This is a genomic window from Streptomyces sp. NPDC002787 (assembly GCF_053592095.1).
The window spans coordinates 1-15,597 of sequence record NZ_JBSFVC010000043.1; the positions used below are offsets into that span (position 1 = coordinate 1).

Annotated in this window: 14 protein-coding genes; 6 read left to right on the forward strand and 8 right to left on the reverse strand. The window is 69.8% G+C overall.

The window, feature by feature from the left end; genetic code table 11:
- Positions 1–107 precede the first annotated feature (107 nt).
- Both ACWD26_RS38975 and ACWD26_RS38980 read right to left on the reverse strand, forming a co-directional pair.
- Positions 108–395 (reverse strand): hypothetical protein, encoded by a 288-nt coding sequence (locus ACWD26_RS38975; protein WP_451277621.1) that lies wholly within the window; start codon positions 393–395, stop codon positions 108–110.
- 41 nt (positions 396–436) lie between these two features.
- Positions 437–733, reverse strand: a complete 297-nt coding sequence (locus ACWD26_RS38980; RefSeq protein WP_451277623.1) for a DUF7336 domain-containing protein — start codon at positions 731–733, stop codon at positions 437–439.
- Between the two features lie 443 nt (positions 734–1,176).
- Here ACWD26_RS38980 and ACWD26_RS38985 point away from each other — a divergent pair, with 443 nt between their 5' ends.
- Together ACWD26_RS38985 and ACWD26_RS38990 are read left to right on the forward strand one after the other, a co-directional pair.
- Positions 1,177–2,271, forward strand: coding sequence for a WD40 repeat domain-containing protein (locus ACWD26_RS38985; protein WP_451277625.1), 1,095 nt, complete (start codon positions 1,177–1,179; stop codon positions 2,269–2,271).
- Between the two features lie 20 nt (positions 2,272–2,291).
- Positions 2,292–3,563 carry a hypothetical protein gene (locus ACWD26_RS38990; RefSeq protein ID WP_451277627.1) on the forward strand — a complete coding sequence of 424 codons (1,272 nt, stop codon included), beginning with the start codon at positions 2,292–2,294 and terminating at the stop codon, positions 3,561–3,563.
- Between the two features lie 34 nt (positions 3,564–3,597).
- Here the strand turns inward: ACWD26_RS38990 and ACWD26_RS38995 are convergent, their stop codons facing one another.
- Positions 3,598–4,005, reverse strand: coding sequence for a PIN domain-containing protein (locus ACWD26_RS38995; RefSeq protein ID WP_451277629.1), 408 nt, complete (start codon positions 4,003–4,005; stop codon positions 3,598–3,600).
- A complete protein-coding gene (locus tag ACWD26_RS39000) occupies positions 4,002–4,229 on the reverse strand; it encodes a type II toxin-antitoxin system VapB family antitoxin (protein ID WP_151785147.1) in 228 nt (75 codons plus the stop codon). Before ACWD26_RS39000 ends, ACWD26_RS38995 begins: the two co-directional genes overlap by 4 nt.
- A 227-nt stretch (positions 4,230–4,456) precedes the next feature.
- Between ACWD26_RS39000 and ACWD26_RS39005 the strand changes: the two genes are divergently transcribed.
- A complete protein-coding gene (locus ACWD26_RS39005) occupies positions 4,457–4,783 on the forward strand; it encodes a DUF7336 domain-containing protein (RefSeq protein WP_451277631.1) in 327 nt (108 codons plus the stop codon).
- 188 nt (positions 4,784–4,971) lie between these two features.
- Here the strand turns inward: ACWD26_RS39005 and ACWD26_RS39010 are convergent, their stop codons facing one another.
- Both ACWD26_RS39010 and ACWD26_RS39015 read right to left on the reverse strand, forming a co-directional pair.
- Entirely contained in the window at positions 4,972–5,406 is a 435-nt protein-coding gene (locus ACWD26_RS39010) for an ABA4-like family protein (protein ID WP_451277633.1), read from the reverse strand.
- Positions 5,403–6,320, reverse strand: a complete 918-nt coding sequence (locus ACWD26_RS39015; RefSeq protein WP_451277713.1) for a hypothetical protein — start codon at positions 6,318–6,320, stop codon at positions 5,403–5,405. Before ACWD26_RS39015 ends, ACWD26_RS39010 begins: the two co-directional genes overlap by 4 nt.
- Before the next feature lie 234 nt (positions 6,321–6,554).
- Here ACWD26_RS39015 and ACWD26_RS39020 point away from each other — a divergent pair, with 234 nt between their 5' ends.
- Entirely contained in the window at positions 6,555–7,208 is a 654-nt protein-coding gene (locus ACWD26_RS39020) for a MerR family transcriptional regulator (RefSeq protein ID WP_451277635.1), read from the forward strand.
- Between the two features lie 594 nt (positions 7,209–7,802).
- Here ACWD26_RS39020 and ACWD26_RS39025 read toward each other — a convergent pair.
- Together ACWD26_RS39025 and ACWD26_RS39030 are read right to left on the reverse strand one after the other, a co-directional pair.
- Positions 7,803–9,512, reverse strand: coding sequence for an NAD-dependent malic enzyme (locus ACWD26_RS39025; RefSeq protein WP_451277637.1), 1,710 nt, complete (start codon positions 9,510–9,512; stop codon positions 7,803–7,805).
- A 330-nt stretch (positions 9,513–9,842) separates the two neighbouring features.
- Positions 9,843–12,638, reverse strand: a complete 2,796-nt coding sequence (locus tag ACWD26_RS39030) for an alpha/beta hydrolase family protein (protein WP_451277639.1) — start codon at positions 12,636–12,638, stop codon at positions 9,843–9,845.
- 526 nt (positions 12,639–13,164) lie between these two features.
- Here ACWD26_RS39030 and ACWD26_RS39035 point away from each other — a divergent pair.
- Positions 13,165–13,995, forward strand: coding sequence for an MIP/aquaporin family protein (locus tag ACWD26_RS39035; protein ID WP_451277641.1), 831 nt, complete (start codon positions 13,165–13,167; stop codon positions 13,993–13,995).
- Between the two features lie 11 nt (positions 13,996–14,006).
- Positions 14,007–15,521, forward strand: a complete 1,515-nt coding sequence (glpK, locus tag ACWD26_RS39040; RefSeq protein ID WP_451277643.1) for a glycerol kinase GlpK — start codon at positions 14,007–14,009, stop codon at positions 15,519–15,521.
- Positions 15,522–15,597: the final 76 nt, after the last annotated feature.

Genomic DNA, 15,597 nt, shown 5'->3' on the forward strand with positions numbered 1-15,597 from the left:
CCTTTATATGTTGTGTCTCGTTGCTCTATTTCCTCGTCCTCATCTGTTGGTTGGGGTGGCCGTGGCCCCCCAACACGCACCGCACCCCCCGAAGTGTTTGTATCAGATCATTCGTGGCCGTCTTTTGTGCGAAATCCGTTGATCCAGCGCTCGGAGTCCAGCGTGTACTCGTGGATGGAGAACCCGTCGGGGGCCAGGCTGAATCCGGGAAGTTGTCGCGCGCTCTCGATGCGCTGTTCGGCCAGTTCCCTGCTGGAATAGAGCCCCATAATCATGTAGCTGTCGTCGCGGTCATCCCAGAAGAGCGGTTCGCCGTCCTCCATGAAGTCGCTCGTGACCTGGTCTTCTTCCGACATGTGATGCCTGTGGACCAGGAGATGTACGGTCTTTTCCATGCCAACCTCTTGCCAGCGTGCGGTCCGGACGGTGTATGGGATCAGTCTTCCGTCGAGCCATCCGGACGCTCGGTGAAGTACCCGTCGGTCCACAGGTCCTCGTCGATCTCCAGAGGAGATATGGTGAAACAGTCCGGCTCTTCACAGAACCCTGGAAGCCGCCGCGCTCTTTCGAGGTGGGCCTCGGCCGCCTCCCGGCGGGAATAGATACCGAGAATCCTCCATTCCTCCTCATCCAGATGCAGGCTTCCGTCCGCGTCCCGGTGGATGATCCGGCCGTCCTCCTCCACTGAGAGGTGGCGGGCATGCCAGAGGACATGCGTCTCGATTCCGCTCATCAGCTCACGTCCGCTTGTTCTTCTGTATTGCATCGGCTTGGTCTTTTGACGCCCAGGATCTCCATGAACCCGAAGTCGAATCTTCCCAGGTACCGATCTTCCGGGGCAACCGCGCTGGCAGCGTGGACCCGATTCGGCGTGCCGTGTTCGGGGACCGGTCCCGAGCGGCCGTGGCTACCGTCGCCGGGACGACTGCGGGCGGGTACGCGGCGTGCCGGTTTCACGGGGAGAGTGGTGACATGGGCGAGCGAGCGGCTCACCCAGCGGTGGAGAACGACCCGTCACGGGGCGAGCAGTTGCGAGCCGAAGTAGATGGCCTCCGCGAGGAGGTGGCGCGGCTCAGGCTCCGGGCGAAGGGATCGCCGCCCGGTCCGCCGCCGGGTCCTGGGCGCGGCGTCTCCCGCCGCGGCCTGCTCGTTGGTGGGGGCGCTGCCGTGGTCGGCGTGGGCTTGGCCGCCTTCGCCCTCCTCGACCGCGGCGATGGCAAAGCCCCGAAGGAAGACGCCAAGGATGATCCGAAGGGCGTCGCGCCTTCCCGTTCCCGCCCCCCGGCGAGCATCCCCACCCGTCCAAGGCTCCGCCGCCTCGGAGTCCTCAAGGGTCACGCCGGCGGCGTCAGCGGGCTGTGGTTCAGCCCCGACGGGCGGACCCTCGTCTCCAGCGAGTTCGGTGTGGGGAACCTGCAGTTGTGGGACGTCTCTTCCCTCAAACCCCTCGGCGCCCCGCTGATCTCGCCCTACGTCATCTTCCTGTCCGCAGCGGTCAGCCCGGACGGTGGAACGCTCGTCACCGGCGGCGGGGACAGGGCGGCGTTCTGGAGCATTCCGCCTCGGCGCCCGAGCGGCACTCCGCTCACGCTGTCGTACAGCCACGACATGTTCAACGTCGTCGCCCTCAGCCCCGACGGCAAGACCCTGGCCACGGGTGGCGCGGGCGAAAGGGACATCACCGAAGGAGTGGCCGACGGCCAGGTCCGTCTGTGGGACATGGCGTCGCGCAGGCAGGTCGGCGGGGCGCTCACCGACCACGAAGGCGTCGCCACCGGACTGCGCTTCAGCCCGGACGGCCGGACGCTTGCCGTCAGCAGCGAGGTGCGCGAAGGAGCGGTGCGGTTGTGGGACGTGGCGTCGCGCAGGCCGCTGGGCCGGGCGCTGAGCCACGAAGGCGGCATCACCGACATGACGTTCAGCCCGGACGGCCGGACGCTGGCCACGGCCTCAGGAGGCGTCTCGGAATACGGAGTTCCAGGCGTCGTACGGTTCTGGGACGCGGCCGCCGGCGCCGAGCGCGGCAAGCCGGTGCCCCACGACAACTGGGGCGTCACCGCGCTCACGTACAGCGGGGACGGCAGGACCGTCGTCACAGTCGGCGCCTACGACACCCCCAGGATGCGTTTCTTGGATGCGGCCACGCACCGGCAACGCGCCAAGCCCCTGGATCCCCCATGGCCGAACGCGGTCGTGGCCTTCGCGCCGGACGGGGTGAGCCTGGCGGCCGAAGAGGCAGACGGGTCGATAAGTCTCTGGCGGATCGAGTAGGCGCGGCACGAGGGGCAGGCATGGACGATCGGGAGACCAAGGAATCAAGGGCCGAGGAAACAAGGGCCGAGCAAACAAGGGCCGAGGACCTCGACCGGCTCCGGGACGAACGCGACCGGCTGCTGGCCGAACGCGATCGCCTCCGCCAAAAAGTGATCGAGCCGGACCCGTCATCACCCTCCCGCCGTCGCCTGCTCATCGGCGCGGGCGCGGCCGTCGCCGCCACCGCCGTCGCCGTCCCCACCGGCATCGCGCTCCTCAGCGGCACGGACGACGGGAACAACGACGACGAACGGAAGGGAACCGCCCGTACGGGACCGGGCACCCCCACCCCGCTCCGCACACCCCCGCCTGTCACCATCCCCGCCAACCCCAGGCTGCGCCTGCTCACGACGCTCAAGGGGCACCAGTACGAGGTCGTCACGTTCCGCTTCAGCCCTGACGGCACATCTCTGGCCTCCAGTGACGGGGACGTGCGGCTGTGGCATGTGGCCACCGGCAAGGAGCGGGCAAAGCCCTTGTACTCCGGGACGGTCTTCATCGAGAGCCTGGGCTTCAGCCCCGACGGCAGGACGTTGGCGACCGGTGGCGGGGACCGGGTGCAGTTCTGGGACGCGGCCACGCTGCGTCCGCGGGGCCGGCAGATCACCAAGTCCGACGATGTGGCGGGCGCTGCCTTCCCGGAGGTCGCCTTCAGCCCGGACGGCAGGACCCTGGTCACCCACGGTGACCTGGGGGGCATGGGGATCCAGCTCTACGACGCAGCCACCCTCAGGGAGGACGGCAAACCCCTGGAGTGGGACGCCGTCGGCACGCTGGTGTTCAGCCCGGACGGCAGAACGCTCGCCGGCGTCGACGACAGCGGGTCGGACGGCGTACGGCTGTGGGACCTGACCAGCCGCAAGCAGCGTCCCTGGCAGGCGCACGATCTCGGCGGCGTCGAGGTCCAGGCCATGGCGTTCAGCCCCGACAGCCGGACGCTGGCCGTCACCGCCAACTGGACAGAGGTGTTCTTCTTCGACGCGGCCACCGGCAAGGAGAACGGCAGACCGCTCACCGGGCACTCCGTCGCCGTCACCGGCCTCGCCTACAGCACGGACGGCAAGAGCGTGCTCACCGCCGACTACGCGGGCTTCCGCGTCTGGAACGCGGCCACCCACGACAGCCGGGCCATCCTCAAGACTCCTGCGGAGGTGGACGCGATCAGCCAGTTCGCCTTGAGCCCCGACGGCCGCACCCTGGCCACCACCGGCTTTCAGGACCGAACGATCCGCCTGTGGCGCCTGGAGTAGCCGAGACCATGCGATGGATCTCAGAGCTGACCGGCTACTTGAGGTCGATCATTCGGACCGGCTGCCCGGTAGTGCGGGCGATGGTTTCGAAGTCGCGGTCGTAGTGCAGCAGCGTGAGTCCTGCTTCTTCCGCAGCTGCGGCCACGAGGAGGTCGACGGCTCCGGCACTGCGGTGCTCGCCCTTGGCGGTGAGCTCCCGCTGGACGACGCGGGCGCGCCGGTGGACGCCGTCGGGCATGGGGCACCAGGTGAACTGGTTCAGTCGTTCCTGGATGGCCTCACGATCTTTCGCGGACCGTGCGGAGTAGAGGAGCTCCAGTTCGGTCAGGTCGCACAGGGCGATCAGTCCTGCACCCATCCGCTGTTCCCAGTCTTCGGTTGCCTGGCGTAGCAGAACGCGAACCAGGGCCGAGGTATCGATGAGGTAGTCGGCTACGCTCACCGGGCGGAACCACCTCGATAGTTGCGCTTGTCCAGGAGAAGTTCGACATCGAGGGCGCCTTCGTCCGCGAGATCCTGCAGTTCATGCAGGGCGCGCAGGCGACGGTTGCGGGCCACGATTTCGCGTAGCGCGGTGTTGATGGTGTCCCGCTTCGTGGAAGTGCCCAGCTCCTTCGCTGCGGCTTCCAAGGCGTCGTCGTCGAGATCGATGACTGTTCTGCTCACGAGCCCCGCCTTCCATATACACCAGACAGTGTATCACTGTACATGATCGAATATATCGCGAGGGAGGGTCGGACCGTCCTCACCCAGTGGACCGACGGGCACGCCATGGCAGCAAGAACACGCAAGGCTCGGCTCAGCCTCATTACGACGGACCGCAGAGCGCGGCCCGCGTCGGCGACCACGTCGAGTGGGCTGCGGTCTCCCTTTTGAGACACGAGGTGATCACGATGGACGGACAGAGCCGGGCCTACCTGCTGTGGCATGTCAGGCACGCCGAGCCGGCCGATGGGTCGGAGATCCAGCACTTCACCGCGGACGACGACTTCTGGGCCGACGAGGAGGAAGGAGACGACGTCAAACTCCTGGGCGTCTACTCGAGCCGCGACAAGGCTCAGGCGCGCATCCTCCGGGCACGCCCGCTCCCGGGCTTCCGTGACGAGCCGAAGTGCTTCTACATCGAGGAGTTCACGGTGGACGCCGACGAGTGGAAGGACGGCTTCACGACCGTCATGACCGGTGGTGCGGGTTCCGAGGAGCCGGAGAAGACGGGGTGACCCACCTGGGCCGGGGTACAGCCGAGCGCTGCCCTGGGTCACTCGCGTGGCCCAGGAGCGAGATCCGCTGATGGACGAGCCGGGCAACTTGCCGCGGCTCGCCGATTCCCGAAGCCGGGTCAGCCTCATGCGCTGAAAACCTCATGCCGCAGCCGGGCTGAATCCGAGGGAGCCGCCGCAACCCCCCGTCACTGACCCGAGGTCGCTTGCCCTGACCTTGCCGCGCGCAGCCCCAGGAACACCAGCAGCCCAAGCGGTGACAGCAGGATCGTGAGGATCAGCAGCGGTCCCATCAGCAGGGCGGGGATCTTCAATCGCCTGGCCTCCCGGTACATCCACTGTCCGATCAGCAGATCCCACGCGATGACCTGTGCCCAGACGGCCCCCGCGCCGTCCGCGAGGGCCGTCAGATCGCGGAAGGTGCCGAGATCCGGGCTGCGGACCGCGGTCCACAGCTCGGGGAACACCGGGACCGCCAGTGCGAGATGGACCAGCAGGACAGGCACCACGGTCCACGGCGACCCGGCGATACGGACAGTCGGACCCCACGCCGGCGCGAAGATCATGAGCAGCCATACCGGCGCGGCGAGCCAGAAGGAGAGCTCGAAGAGGAATTCGGTCATGCCGCGAGATCCTTGGAAGCGCCGGCGTCTTCCGCGCCATTCGCTGTGAGTGGAGAGGGGGTCGGAGCCCTCAGGGATCCGTACGTCCCGAGAGCACCGGCCGCCAGAACCAGTCCGGCCGCCCCCAGCGTCGCGCTGTCCGGGTGGATCAGCGACTGGCCTCGCAGCGCCTGCCAGAGGACCAGTGCGAAGGCGGCGCCGTACGTCCCTGAGGCGAGCAGTACCAGGCGCAGCCGTATCCGGCCCTCGGCAAGGCGGGCGAAGCGTGGCCCGAGGGCGGTCAGCACCATGACCAGCAGCGGCAGGAGTTGCAGCGCGTGCATACCGACGAAGTGCGGGATCCGTAGATCGCCTCCCGTCGTCGACCAGCCGGTCAGCGGCATCGACGGACCGCCGTCCGGCACGCCCACGCTGTGCGCGCCGACCACCTTGGAGACGCCCCGCCGCTGCCCCGGCGCGGGCTGGGTCATCAGGAAGCCGACGCCGGCCCCGGCCAGCGCCAGGACGATGCCGGAGCGCATCGCCCAGGCGGATGCCCGGTCGGCGATTCGGGCGCGGAGCAGCAGCACGGCGACGGCGAGGGTGCCGAGCCACAGGATGACGACGGTGACGGCCATGGCGTTGAACAGCGCCTCGTCGAAGGGTGTCTCGTGGTTGAAGTGACTGCGTTTCCCGCGCACCACCTGCCCCGTGATGATCACCATTTCAACGAGGCTCGCCAGCGCGACGACTGTCCCCGCCCACCAGCCCACGCGTCGTCCGCTGGGGAGAAGCGACAGCATCCAGGCCAGGGAGAGGCAGTACGCCACGAACGAGACAGAGAACTTGAACGGCTTGAACCAGATGGGCGCACCCGCCAGGACGCGGTCGTCGATGGCGAGTCCCACCGCGGACAGGACCGCCAGCAGCGCCATCGCCGCCGAGAACAGCACCAACGGCCGGTGCCACGACCGCCACGGCGCCGACGACGACCACAGCGGCGCGGGCCAGGAGGACGGACGTGAAGAGAACTTGGCTACCAACGTGGCTACCCCCTCAGGAACGGATAGCGGCGCTATCCGCTATCCGATAGCCCAACTATCTATGATGGGGGCCGGGTCGGCAAGCGTCGACCGGCCTCAGAATGAAGACCGAGGGGTGAACCGGCAGTGCGCATCGGAGAGTTGAGCCGCAGGACCGGAGTGCCGGTACCGACGATCAAGTACTACGTCCGGGAGGGCCTGCTGCCTCCGGGTGAGCTCACGAGCCCGAACCAGGCGAGCTACGGCGAAGCACACGAGCGTCGGCTGCAGCTGATCCGAGCCCTGCTCGACGTGGGCGGCATGAAGGTCGCCGAGATCGCGGACGTACTGGCGGCCCTCGACGACCCGGAACGTCCGTTGCACAAAGTGCTCGGCGCGGCCGCGGACCGTCTCAGCAGCGGGGACGTCGAGCACGACGACGTCGAGTCGGCGGCCGCCCGGGACGTCGTCGCCGACCTCGTCGCCCGGCGTGGCTGGCGGACACACGAGTCGAGCCCCGCCGCCACCGACCTGGCCAAGGCCCTTGCCGCCATGGGCCGGTTGGGCCACGGGGCGTTCGTCGAGGTGCTCGACGAGTACGCCGACGCAGCCGAGCGGGTCGCCCGCGCCGACCTCCGTTACGTGGACCGGCGGGTGGCGGTCGAGGGCATGATGGAGTCCGTGGTGGTGGGGACCGTCCTGGGTGAGGCGGTGTTCAGCGCGCTGCGGAGGCTGGCCCATGTGGACGCCTCGGCAAAGCTGTACGGCCCGGACGGACCACAGGAGCGGAAGAGGAGCTGAGCGGTCCGCAGCCGACGAAGCGCGCGCCGTGCGGGGCGCGGTGATCCCCCTGATCGGCCGACCGGGCTCTTCTTGAAGCCCCAGGTCAGCGGCCTGAGGCTTGTTTATCGGTGAGCCGCTTCGACGGTTCGCGCGGCCGGAGCACGCAGCCTGCCATTCCCCGACGGGCGTTGACACCCGCCCGTGGTCACATCTCGGCTGGAGAGGGCCAAGTGACCTTGCGAGAGCGGCTACCGGCAGAGGACGTTGGTGTCAGCGCGGGCGGCTGTCGGGCAGGCGTTCGGAACGTCCTGTGGCGGCCGGAGGGACGTACGGCCCGGAAGCCCGTCGGTCGACGGTGAGGACTGCCGCCCTCCCCGACCTCACCACCCAGCAACTCTTCGACGACACCCTGCTCTTCGGTGCTGGTTTCGGCCAGACCCTCGCCCACGACCAGAAGCGAAAGGAGTCACACCGGGCGGGCGGTCGTGGCCGCAGCGTCCAGTTCGTGGTGGCCGTCGCTCTCGTCACCCGCTCCATGCGAAGCCCTCGGGTCAGAGACCTGGGGGTTTGGGGCGACCCTCCCACATAGGTGGCATAGGCCGCCTCCTCCTGTCAGTCGTACTCGGGCTGCCACATGGCGTCCTGGATCTGCTGTATCACGTCGTCAAGGCGGGTCCGGGCGACGCCCTCCTCGGCCGCGCGGCGGGCGACGGCCGCGGCGACCACGGCCGAAGAGGTGCGCAGGTTCTCCACCTCCGGCAGCAGGGCGGCGCCGGGCTCCGACAGTTCGGCGAGGCCGGCGACGGCCTCCGCCGCGGCCTGGAGCATGCCGTCGGTGATCCGCTCGGCGCGAGCGACCACGGCGCCCAGCCCCAGCCCCGGGTAGAGCAGGGCGTTGTTGGCCTGGCCGATGACGTACGTGGTGCCGTCCAGCTCCACCGGAGGTACCGGGATGCCGGTGGCGACCAGGGCCCTGCCGTCGGTCCACCGCAGCACGTCCGCCGGCATGGCCTCGATCTTCTCCGTGGGGTTGGACAGCGGCAGGACGACCGGCCGGTCCACGTGGCGGGCCATGGAGCGCACCACGTCCTCGGTGAAAGCCCCGTGCTGGGTGGACGTTCCCACCAGCACGGTCGGCCGTGCCTGGTCCACCACGCCCGGCAGGTCGGCCGGCCTGTCGTCGGGCCACTCGTCGTCGGGCCGCGCGTACGGCTGCTGGTAGTCGCGGAGTCCCTCGGTGGACTGCCGCAGCAGGCCCTGGCGGTCCACGCACCAGATGCGGCGGGTGGCCTCCTCGTGGTCCAGTCCGTCGCGGACCATGGCGTCACGCAACTGGTCGGCGATGCCCACGCCCGCCGTCCCGGCGCCGAAGACCACGATCCGCTGATCCCGCATGGGCGTGCCGGTGACTTGTGCCGCGTTCATGACGCAGGCCAGCGTGATCGCGCCGGTGCCCTGCATGTCGTCGTTGAACGTGCACGTCTTCTCGCCGTACTGCTGGAGGATACGGCGGCCGTTGCCGGGGCCGAAGTCCTCCCAGTGCAGCAGCGCCTGCGGGAACAGCTCACCCACCGCCTCCACGAAGGCGGCGACGAACGCGTCGTACGCCTCGCCGCGCACCCTGTTGTGACGGTTGCCGACGTACAGCGGGTCGTTGAGCAGCGCCTGGTTTCCGGTGCCGACGTCGAGCATCACCGGGATGGCCCGCCCCGGGTGGATGCCCGCGGCGGCGGTGTAGACCGCCAGCTTGCCGACCGAGAGCTGCATGCCGCCGACGCCCCAGTCGCCGATGCCGAGGAGTTGCTCCGCGTCGGTGGCCACCAGCAGGTCGACGTCGTCGGGGCCCAGGCCCAGCACCTGGAACGCCGGGCGGATGTCCTGGGGGCGGTCGATGGACAGGTAGACACCGCGCGGCCGCCGGTATTCGTGGCTGTAGCGCTTGACCGCCTCGCCCACGGTCGGGTCGTACACGATCGGCAGCAGCTCGGTGAGGTGGTCGCGGAGCAGCCGGAAGTAGAGGACCTCATTGCGGTCGTGGAGCTGCTCCAGGTACACGTTCTTCGCCAAGTCGTCCGGCTGCGCCCGCAGTTGCTCCCAGGCGCGGCGCGCCTGGAGCTCCAGCGAAAGCACTGCGGGCGGCAGCATCCCGACCAGGCCGTGGCGTTCCCGCTCCTCCTGGGTGAAGGCGACGCCCTTGTTGCTCAGCGGGTCCGTGAGCAGCGCGCGGCCGCTCAGCGCGCGACCGCTCGGTCCCTCACGGCCGGTGCGGCCATTTCCCTCTGGCTTGCGGGTGTCTTGTGCGCGATTCCGGGGCGGGGCCATCGGGTCTCCTTGCGTCGGGCGCCTGCCGTCAGGACTCCTTTGTCATGTCAGGACTTCTCAGTCCCGTCAGGACTCCTCAGTCCCTTCAGGACTCGTTTTTCCCCACGCACCCGGGTAACCCGCCCGACAGGACAGAGGCACCGTCGCCCTTCCTTTTTGCCGCTCCTTTGACGTGGCCGCCCCCTCACGTCCGACGGCACAACCGCCTGCTCCACGCGGAGACCGCCCCGCCGTCGGGCGGTGGGCAGCGTGACGGTGCCGTCGGCCTTCCCGCGGGGGGCGGGAGGGCCGACGGCACCTCATGGAGCCTCGTACGGGACGGGCGCTCCGCTAGGCGGCGTCACGTACCGTGCCGGTGAACTCCGGGCCCTCGACCGGTGCTCCGTCGGCGTCGTAGGTCCACAGGCGCAGGCGCAGCGACTCCGTGTCCTCGCTCAGTTGATCGGTGACGGTGGGCACGGACACGTCGACGCTCAGGCCGCCCGCGGGCACTTCGGACATGAGCAGCGCGCCGTCCGGCAGTGCGGACAGGGGGCGCTCGGGATCCGGCGAGGCCCCGAAGGTCTCGTCCAGCCACGTCGCGGGGACGTCCTTGGTGGACAGTTCGGTGCCGGCGGAGACGGGCAGCATCTGCAGGTCCGTCCACATGACGACGTCGGCGGCCTCGGAGAGGCTGATCCGCCAGACCAGTGGTCGGCCCTCGATGACCTGGTCGGCGACCGGTGTCACGGTCACCGCGGGCTGGGGGTCGTCGTTCTGCGCGGTGACGCCGCCCAGGTAGGAGCCGACCACCGCGCCGCGTACGGCCTTGACGGCCACCCGGTGGGGATCGTCGGAGCCGTAGCGGGTGTTGCCCTCGACCGTCACCGGCACGTCGACGCGGGCGCCCGGCCGGACCTTCACCGTGCGCGCGACCGGGTGGTCGCTGCCCGGCTCGTCCACGAAGAGCCGGACCTCGCCGCTGCCCGACCCGGAGACCTGTACCGGCACCTGGTAGGTGCGCGTGCCGGAGTCGCCTTCCTTGACGGTCAGGTGGCCGACGTCCACGCGCGCCAGCCGCGCGGGCTCGACGACGGGGGTGCCGGGGCGCCAGCCGTGGGCGTCCATCAGCCATGCCGTCCCGGATGCGGTACGAGGGGTCAGGCGCAGGGTCTTGACGTGGCCGAGGTCGAGGCGCTCCCGGGTCTCGGCGGACAGCGGTACGCGGACCTCACGCGCCCAGTAGGAGGAGGTGCGGGAGGTGCCCGGCAGGCCGTCGACGCGGACCCGGCCGAGGTCCGCCCGCTCGCCGGAGGTGTCGGTGAGGGCGACGTCCAGCTCGGTGCCGGTGGTGTTCGGCGGGACGATCACGCGCAGGCTCAGCGCCTTCGCGCCGGACAGGGAGACCGGGCGGGCGGGGCTGAGTTCGGTGGCGGTGCCGGCGCGGCTCCAGTTCATGGCCAGCGCGTACCGGTCCGGCTCCTTGCCGGGTGTCACCCTGCGCCACTGGGTGAAGTGCGGGGAAGCGGTGGTGAGTTCGGGGTCCAGGCAGGAGACGTTCGGGTCCGGGTCCACCTGGGCGCACAGCCGGCCGCCGCCGACCGTGGCGGAGGGAGCGGGGAGGAACGCGCCCGAGCGGGCGGCGCCGACGGCGTGGGTGAGGACGCGGGCGGGTCCTGCGGAGGCGGCACGGGCGGGGGACCCGTCGAGCAGCGGGCGGGCCCGGTCGTCACCGGCGACGAACAGCCGGGCCGCGGTGGCTATGTACGTCGAGCCCGCCTTCTGCTGCTGCTCGGCGGTGAGCCGGGTGGCGGTGCCCGGCGAGCACACGGGGTCGTGCTCGTCGCCGCCGTAGGAGAAGTCGTCGTCGGCCGGTGCCGTGGCCTGGCCGGGGGTCCACTCGCTGTTGAAGTAGTTGTGGTTCGCGCCGGTCATGTAGACCGCGCTGTGCAGGGCCTTGCCGCGGCTGACCCCCCGGGTGCCGTCGACGTAGTACTCGCCCTGCAGGTCGATGACGTCTCCGTCGCAGCCCGGCAGGATCGTCACGGACGGAACGTCGGGGGCGGGGTTCTGGCCGAAGATCGTGGGGCCTATGAGGACGGTTCCGCGTATCGTCCAGCGGGTCTCGCCGTGGTAGCCGTCCTGGTCGGCGGGCGGCGGGGTGAGGCTGTCCAGCGCGGCCCTGTCGGCGCCCTCACCGCCACGGGAGTGGCCCACCAGCAGCACCCGGCCGAGGTCGGCGCGGGGCGCCCGTCGTACGACGTCGGGGGCCGTGGAGGGGTCGGCGGCCCAGTCCGCCCAGTGGGCCAGGTGCAGCCGTATCAGCGAGGAGCGGGCCTGGGCGCCGGCGTCGTCGGCCTGCCAGTCCTGGGCGTTGACGGAGTTGGCCGAGATCGAGACCGTCACATAGCCCTGGGAGGCGAGGAGTTGCTGGTCGTGCAGGTAACCGCGGTAGCTCGGCACCGGCTCGTGGCCGGCCGGGCAGGGCCACTCCAGGGTCAGGTCGTCGCCCTTGAAGCAGGTGGCGTGGCGCCCGTGGAGGAACAGTGCCAGCGGGCGGCTGCCTGTGGCGCCCTCCGGCGCGACGACCACGGCCTTCATCTCCACGTCGGTGTCGTAGCCGGGGAGATGGACCGACGGCAGGGAGTACTCGCCGCTGGTCGTGCGGAACGAGCCGGGCACGCCGGGGTCGACCTTGTTCACGGTCGCCGCCTGGGGCAGGCGCGAGGGATCCGGCGAGCTGTCCAGCTCGCGGCGCGCACGTGCGTCGGCCTTCGCTCCGGCCGCGTCCAGCCGGCGTCCCGCGGCCTCGACCCGCAGGTCGTCGGTCCTGCCGAGGCGCACCCCGTCGAGCGGAAGCCGGAAGGTGCGTCCGTCGGCGGCGGGTCTGGGGGTTCCCAACAGGCGTTCCCCGCTGCGGAATTCGATCTGGGCGTCGCCCACCGGCACCTTCTCGGGCGAGCGCCACACCAGCTCCGCGGACTCCCCGGAGCCGGTGGTCAGCCAGCCCTCGGGAAGCCCTGGGGACGCGGGGGCGGACGGCCGCCCGGGCGCCGGTTCCGGCGCGGCCTGCGCCGCCCCCGGTGACGCGAGCGCCAGCGCGAGGGCCGCTGCCACGGCGGCCGTCACGCGCGAGACATGGATCACTTCTGTTCCTCCTCATGGTCAGTGCCCCGAGAACCCCACGGGCCCCGGGCTCCCCCGACGCACCAAATGCAACACGTCCGATCACCCTGTCACCCCCTCGCACAGCATTCGCACAACTCCCGCCCCTTCCGCACAACAAGACACGTGCAACCAGGGGGAGTTGGTCTGTCGGTACGCCAACGCCCGTGCACGTGACGGTTGTTCACTGATCACAGCGTGCGATAGCACCGCCCAAGCGCCGTCGCTTCCCAAGCTGAGAGCGCGAGTTCGATTCTCGTCACCCGCTCCAGCAGAAACCCCCAGGTCATGGACCTGGGGGTTTCGAGGGCCGGGCGTAGACGACAGCTTGCTCGTGCCGCGTTTCCGCCGGCGGCGGATGTGGTGAGTTCTCCGAGGGCCGTACCGAGGACGCCGCCCCGAAGCCTGACCGGCCCGTTCCGCCTCCGGGCCCCGCGTTCCGGGCGACGGCTCACCCGATCGGACCGCCTGCGATGCCGCTCGCATCCGCGCCGCCGACGATCGGAACATGCCGGAAACCACATCCAAGGCACGTCTCGTCGGTGAGCTTTCGGCCGAGTTCGCCGGCACCATGATCCTCCTTCTGTTCGGCTGCGGTGTCGTCGCGCAGGTCGTCGCCGGTGGTGCGCTGACCGACGGCGGCCTGGGCGACCACGACAGCATCGCGTGGGCCTGGGGCCTCGGCGTCGTCCTCGGCGTCTACGTGGCGGCGCGGGTCAGTGGCGCCCACCTCAACCCCGCGGTCACCCTCGCGCTCGCGGCCTTCAAGGGCTTCCCTTGGAGCAAGGTCCTGCCGTATGCGCTGGCCCAGACAGCGGGCGCCTTCGTGGCCGCCCTGCTGGTGCGCTGGAACTACACCGAAGTGCTGGCCAAGGCCGACCCCGGGCACACGGACAAGACGGAGATCGTCTTCTCCACCCTGCCGGGCAACGGCGGCCTTCCGATCAGCCAGCTGGGGGCCTTCCGTGACCAGATCATCGGCACCGCACTCCTGGTGCTGCTGATCTTCGCGGTCACCGACCTGCTGAACACGCCGCCGGGCGCGAACATGGCCCCGTTCATCATCGGCCTCATCGTCGTCGCCATCGGCATGGCTTGGGGAACCAACGCGGGCTACGCGATCAACCCGGCCCGTGACCTCGGACCCCGGTTGGCCGCGTTCCTCACCGGCTACGGAGGCGCTTGGCGTGATCAGTACGGCGACCTCTACTTCTGGGTGCCGATCGTCGGACCCCTGATCGGCGGCCTGGTCGGTGCGCTGCTCTACCGCCTGTTGATCAGCCCGCACCTGCCGGTCACCGAGCAGGAACCCGGCCGGGTGCCCGCGCCGGACGAGTGAGAGGGAAGACCATGCCCGAATTCGTCGGTGCGGTGGACCAAGGCACCACCAGCACCCGCTTCATGATCTTCGACCACGACGGCAACGAGGTCGCACGCCACCAGCTCGAACACGAGCAGATCTTCCCCCGCTCGGGTTGGGTCGAGCACGACCCCGTGGAGATCTGGGAACGTACGAACTCCACGATGCAGAACGCCCTCCGCCAGGGCGACCTGTCCGCCGCCGACCTCGCGGCCATCGGGATCACCAACCAGCGAGAGACCACGGTCATCTGGGATCCCAGCACGGGTCAGCCGTACTACAACGCCATCGTCTGGCAGGACACCCGCACCGATTCGATCGCCGCGGCGCTGGAGCGGGAGCACGGCGACCTCATCCGGCGCAAGACAGGGCTGCCACCGGCGACGTACTTCTCCGGCGGCAAGATCAAGTGGATCCTGGAGAACGTCGACGGGGTCCGGGAGGCCGCCGAGGACGGCCGGGCCCTCTTCGGGAACACGGACGCCTGGGTGCTGTGGAACCTCACCGGCGGTCCGAACGGCGGCATCCACGCCACGGACGTCACCAACGCCAGCCGCACCATGCTGATGAATCTCGAGACCCTCGACTGGGACGACGAACTGCTCGACGTCTTCGGCGTACCGCGCGCCATGCTTCCGGCCATCAACCCGTCCTCGCACCCGGAGGCGTTCGGGGCCACCCGCACCAGCCGTCCGCTGCGCACCGCCGTACCCGTCACGGGGGTCCTCGGAGACCAGCAAGCGGCCACAGTCGGCCAGGTCTGCTTCCGCCCGGGCGAGGCCAAGAACACCTACGGCACCGGCAACTTCCTGGTCCTCAACACGGGCACGGAGATCGTCCGGTCCAGCAGTGGCCTGCTGACCACGGTGGCGTACCAGTTCGGGGACGCCCCGGCGGTGTACGCGCTGGAGGGGTCCATGGCGGTCACCGGGTCCGCCGTGCAGTGGCTCCGCGACCAGATGCGGATCATCTCCTCCTCCTCCGAGGTCGAGACACTGGCCCGGCAGGTGGAGGACAGCGGCGGCATCTACTTCGTACCGGCCTTCTCCGGCCTGTTCGCGCCGTACTGGCGTTCCGACGCCCGGGGCGCGATCGTCGGTCTCGCCAGATTCCACACCAACGCACACCTCGCCCGGGCGACCCTGGAGGCAATCTGCTACCAGAGCCGCGACGTGGCCGATGCGATGGAGCAGGACTCCGGTGTGACACTCGACGTGCTGCGGGTCGACGGCGGTGTCACCGCCAACGACCTGTGCATGCAGATCCAGGCCGACATCCTCGGCGTACCGGTCAGCCGCCCGGTCGTCGCCGAGACCACCGCGCTCGGCGCCGCCTACGCGGCGGGGCTCGCCACCGGCTTCTGGGAGAGCACCGACGAACTGCGCCTGCACTGGCACGAGTCGAAGCGGTGGGAGCCGCAGTGGAGTGATGAGCAGCGGGAGAAGGGCTACGCGGGATGGAAGAAGGCGGTGGAACGCAGTCTCGACTGGGTGGAGGTCGAATAGCACGGGCGGCGGGCTCTCGCGTGTCCCGCTACTCCGATGGGTAGGAGCCCTTACCGGTTCGTTGTCGAGTCTTGGG